General features: G+C 68.8%; 5 protein-coding genes, 1 tRNA gene and 1 pseudogene. 2 read left to right on the top strand and 5 right to left on the bottom strand.

The features are described 5' to 3' along the window. Nucleotides 1-210, bottom strand: a pseudogene (locus V6M42_RS06850) (tRNA (guanosine(37)-N1)-methyltransferase TrmD); the annotation flags it as partial. A 107-nt stretch (nucleotides 211-317) separates the two neighbouring features. Here V6M42_RS06850 and V6M42_RS06845 point away from each other — a divergent pair. Beyond that, nucleotides 318-515, top strand: coding sequence for a hypothetical protein (locus V6M42_RS06845; RefSeq protein ID WP_332657398.1), 198 nt, complete (start codon nucleotides 318-320; stop codon nucleotides 513-515). Here the strand turns inward: V6M42_RS06845 and V6M42_RS06840 are convergent. From V6M42_RS06840 to V6M42_RS06825, 4 genes are all read right to left on the bottom strand, one after another. After that, entirely contained in the window at nucleotides 512-1,735 is a 1,224-nt protein-coding gene (locus V6M42_RS06840; RefSeq protein ID WP_332677953.1) for an NAD(P)/FAD-dependent oxidoreductase, read from the bottom strand. The genes V6M42_RS06845 and V6M42_RS06840 overlap by 4 nt on opposite strands. A 59-nt stretch (nucleotides 1,736-1,794) precedes the next feature. Continuing rightward, complete coding sequence (locus V6M42_RS06835) at nucleotides 1,795-2,367, bottom strand: phthalate transporter (protein ID WP_332657394.1); 573 nt, start codon at nucleotides 2,365-2,367, stop codon at nucleotides 1,795-1,797. Then, nucleotides 2,364-3,242, bottom strand: a complete 879-nt coding sequence (locus V6M42_RS06830; protein ID WP_332657393.1) for a 3-hydroxybutyryl-CoA dehydrogenase — start codon at nucleotides 3,240-3,242, stop codon at nucleotides 2,364-2,366. The genes V6M42_RS06835 and V6M42_RS06830 overlap by 4 nt, the downstream gene beginning before the upstream one ends. Before the next feature lie 127 nt (nucleotides 3,243-3,369). Next, nucleotides 3,370-3,675, bottom strand: coding sequence for a YggT family protein (locus tag V6M42_RS06825; RefSeq protein ID WP_332657392.1), 306 nt, complete (start codon nucleotides 3,673-3,675; stop codon nucleotides 3,370-3,372). A 175-nt stretch (nucleotides 3,676-3,850) separates the two neighbouring features. On the opposite strand from V6M42_RS06825, the gene V6M42_RS06820 reads away from it, so the two are divergent. After that, nucleotides 3,851-3,926, top strand: a tRNA-Ala gene (locus V6M42_RS06820). Nucleotides 3,927-4,080: the final 154 nt, after the last annotated feature.

Here is a 4,080-nt window from a genome sequence, read left to right as displayed (position 1 = left end):
CACCACGTCCGCTTTAAGCACGGCTCCCGGACCGCCACCCGCGGGGGTGTCGTCCAGGAAGCCGCGCGTATCTGTGGAAAAGGCCCGAATGTCAACCGTTTCAAGGCTCCAGAGCCCGCGCTCGCGCCACGCCGTGCCGATCAGCGAGACGCCGAGCGGCCCCGGAAACGCCTCGGGGAACATGGTCAGGACGGTGGCGGTGAAGGGCATGGCGGCGGCTCATACAGCAATCGCGAACGCGCATCGACCCGCGACCGCCGGAACGGGTTGCAACAACAGCGACGCTTGCTACCGTTCCGGCAGAACGGGGGTGCGATATGGGAAGCTATTCGGCCTGGCACTGGATCATCATCCTGATCTGGCTGCTGATCCCGCTGTTTCCGCTGTCGGAAATCCTCCGGAAGGCCGGCTTCAGCCGGGCCTGGGCCCTGCTGTGGTTCGTTCCGGTGGTCAATCTTGTCGCCGTGGTGGTGTTCGCCTATTCGCGCTGGCCGTCTCTCGAAAAGTCAGCCTAACACGCCTGCCCGGCGGCCCACCCTGACGACCAGGCCCACTGGAAATTGTAGCCGCCCAGCCAGCCGGTCACATCGGCGGCCTCGCCGATGACGTACAGGCCCGGGACGTCCTTCGCCTCCATGGTCTGCTGATCCAGCTGGTCCGTCGCGATCCCGCCCAGCGTCACCTCGGCCGTCCGATATCCCTCCGACCCCACCGGCTTGACGGTCCAGCCGTTCACCGCGGCATCCAGCCGGCGCAGGGTCTTGTCCCCCACCTCGGCCAGCTTGCCCTTCACCCCCTCCCGCTCGCAGATGCTCTCCGCCAGCCGCCGCGGCACGATGTGGCCCAGCGCCGTGTGCACCATCTGTTTCCCGTTCTCTTCCTTGGCCGCCTTCAGCCGGGCCCAGACGTCCTCGCCCGGCGCCATGGCGACGGTGATGGCCTCGCCCTCGCGCCAGTAGCTGCTGATCTGCAGGATGGCCGGCCCCGACAGCCCCCGGTGGGTGAACAGCATGGCCTCTGCAAAGCTTGCTTGTTGCCTATCGCCCTTCGGGCTGCTTGAGGCGGTCCCCCCGCCCTTCACCACCGCATCCACCGCCACCCCCGCCAAGGGCGTCAGCTGTTCCAGCAGACCCGCCTCGAACGTCAGCGGCACCAGCGCCGGCCGCGTCTCCGTCACCCGCAGGCCGAACGCCCGCGCGGCGTCATAGGCCCAGCCCGTCGCCCCCATCTTGGGGATCGACTTGCCCCCCGTCGCCAGCACCAGCGACCGCGCCCGCACCACCGACCCGTCGGACAGCGCGGCCTCATAGCCGTCTCCGCTGCGTTCGACCCGCTCCACCGCCGTTCCGAGCGACAGCACCACGCCCGCCGCCCGCATGTCGTCGGTCAGCATGCGGATGATCTGTCTGGCGCTGTCGTCGCAGAACAGCTGGCCCAGCGTCTTCTCGTGCCAGGCGATCCCCGCCTGATCGACCCGCTTCACAAAATCATGCTGCGTGAACCGCTTCAGGGCGGAGGTCGCGAACCGCGGGTTCTCGCCCAGGAAATTGGCCGGCCCGGTTCCCAGGTTGGTGAAGTTGCACCGCCCCCCGCCCGAGATGCGGATCTTCTCGCCCGGCGCCCGCGCGTGGTCGAGGATGCGCACGCTGCGCCCGCGCCGCCCCGCCTCGATGGCGCACATCATTCCGGCCGCGCCGGCGCCGACGATCAGGACATCCAGGTCTTGGGGCTTCATCCGCGCGCCTTAGCACAGCCCGCGAAAAACGGCGCAAGGGGGCGAGGTCCCCCGGGAGGTCAGTCCGGGTCGCGGTCGCGCATGACGCCCAGCCGGTCGCGGACCTCGGGCTGGGGCATGAAGGCGATGAAGGCCGCGCACAGACCGGCCCACAGCGCATAGCTGACGCCCAGAAGCACGGCGATCGGCAGGCCGCCCACGCCATAGATCAGAAGCGTCGTCTCGGTCGCGCCCGCGGCCTGGGCGATGCCCCCGGCCTCGAACCAGCCGACCACCGAGACGATCAGGGCCAGCATGGCCTGAAGGCCCGCCGCCAGCAGGCCGCCGTAGAACATGAAGCGCCAGACCACGCCCAGCCGGGTCGCGGGACGGCCGGTCATGTCGCGCTCGCGGGCCAGCAGCCACAGGCCGCCGGGCACGGCCGCGATGCCGATGACCAGCACGACCAGCCGCCAGTCCATCTCGAGGCTGGGCAGCCAGTTCTGGGGCGGCCAGACGATCAGGGTGATGACCAGCGGCGGCCACAGCGCCCCGGCCGCCGCCGCCAGCACGATGCGCTGCGGATCGCGCCGCCAGGCCACGCGCTGCTGGCCCGGAAAGTCTTCCGGCTTTTCCAGCGTCGGGATCATCATCGCGTCGGCGCCGGTTCCGGGCCGGAATAGTCGTAGAAGCCGCGGCCGGACTTGCGCCCCAGCCAGCCGGCCTCGACGTATTTCACCAGCAGCGGACAGGGCCGGTATTTGCTGTCGGCCAGGCCGTCGTACAGCACGTTCATGATGGCCAGGACGACGTCCAGTCCCATGAAGTCCGCCAGTTCCAGCGGGCCCATCGGGTGGTTGGCGCCGAGCTTCAGCGCCTTGTCGATCGAGGCGACGTTGCCGACGCCCTCGTACAGGACATAGACCGCCTCATTGATCATCGGCACCAGGATGCGGTTGACGATGAAGGCCGGGAAGTCCTCGGAATTGGTCGTGGTCTTGCCCAGCGATTCCGCGAAGGCGACGGCCGCGTCATAGGTCTGGGCCGAGGTGGCGATGCCGCGGATGATCTCCACCAGCTTCATCACCGGCGCCGGCTTCATGAAATGCAGGCCGATGAAGCGGTCGGGCCGGTCCGTGGCCGAGGCCAGCCGCGTGATCGAGATCGACGAGGTGTTGGAGGCCAGCAGGGTGTTGTCGCCCAGATGCGGCGTCAGGTCGGAAAGGATGGATTTCTTGGCCGCCTCGTCCTCGATGGCGGCCTCGATGACCAGGTCGGCCTTGGCGGCGGCGGCAAGCGAGGTCGCGGCGGTGATGCGCGACAGGGCCGCGTCGGCGGCGGCCTGGTCGATCAGGCCGCGCGCGACCTGACGCGCCAGGCTGGCGGCGATGGCCCCCTGCGCCTGGGGCACGCGGTCGGCCGCGGCGTCGTACAGCAGCACCTGATAGCCGCCCACGGCCACCGCCTGGGCGATGCCTGCGCCCATCTGGCCTGCGCCGACGATGGCGACGGAACGGATCGTGGTCATGAAGTCCGGTTGGCTGGCGGGCGCGGGGGCCCGGTCGGAGCGGCACCTTAGGACCCTCGCCGGACGGCGCAAGGCCGGAAGCGCGGGTCGGTGAGGAACGGGGGAAGGCGTGTCGCGGCGGTCGCGTTTATCCCAGCATCTGGATCAGGATCGGCGCGGTCAGCCGGTTGAACAGGATCTTGAGGAAATTGATCAGCAGCAGGACGACGATCGGCGAGATGTCGATCCCGCCCAGCGGCGGAATGATCCGGCGGAACGGCTCCAGGATCGGCGTCGTGATCCGGTCGAGGAAGTCGGCCAGCTGGGCGACGAAGCGGTTGCGGCGGTTGATTACGTCGAAGGCGAACAGCCAGCTGAAGATGGCCGACAGGATGATGGCCCAGGTCATGAGCGACAGGATCGTATTGACCAGCCAGACGATGGCGTAACCCATGAAGGGACTCCGGAAACCGATTGAGCTCCGCTTCTAGCGTGGCGCGGTCCTGCGTCCAATGATTCCGGCGCCGCAGGCGCGTGTCCGGCCGGGCGTCCGTCAACCCCGTTGACACTCCGGCCCCGCCCCTCGTATGTCGCCGGCTCGCCTGCGCCCCACTGTCAGTGGTGCAAGGGGGGCCGTAGCTCAGTTGGTAGAGCGCGTCGTTCGCAATGACGAGGTCAGGGGTTCGACTCCCCTCGGCTCCACCAGGCGTTTCCGGAAACGCCTGGAAAGCAGCGCCTTGAGCGCCCTCCCGCGGCCGGCGAGGGCCGCGCCCTTTCTTTCTTCAGGTTCGGTCGGGGCATAGGGCCAAACCCCGAGACGACTTGGGGCGCCGGTTCGATTGCGGAGCGGGGGCAGTCG

Origin of the sequence: Brevundimonas sp. (genome assembly GCF_036677305.1) — a bacterium.
In the GTDB taxonomy this organism is placed as follows: domain Bacteria; phylum Pseudomonadota; class Alphaproteobacteria; order Caulobacterales; family Caulobacteraceae; genus Brevundimonas.
This window is presented reverse-complemented; position numbering and strand designations above follow the sequence as displayed.

Excerpts from the sequence above, each read along its gene's own strand:
- V6M42_RS06830 (WP_332657393.1), bottom strand. The coding sequence starts at position 3,242 with ATGACCACGATCCGTTCCGTCGCCATCGTCGGCGCAGGCCAGATGGGC.
- V6M42_RS06835 (WP_332657394.1), bottom strand. The coding sequence starts at position 2,367 with ATGATGATCCCGACGCTGGAAAAGCCGGAAGACTTTCCGGGCCAGCAG.
- V6M42_RS06825 (WP_332657392.1), bottom strand. The coding sequence starts at position 3,675 with ATGGGTTACGCCATCGTCTGGCTGGTCAATACGATCCTGTCGCTCATG.
- V6M42_RS06845 (WP_332657398.1), top strand. The coding sequence starts at position 318 with ATGGGAAGCTATTCGGCCTGGCACTGGATCATCATCCTGATCTGGCTG.
- V6M42_RS06840 (WP_332677953.1), bottom strand. The coding sequence starts at position 1,735 with ATGAAGCCCCAAGACCTGGATGTCCTGATCGTCGGCGCCGGCGCGGCC.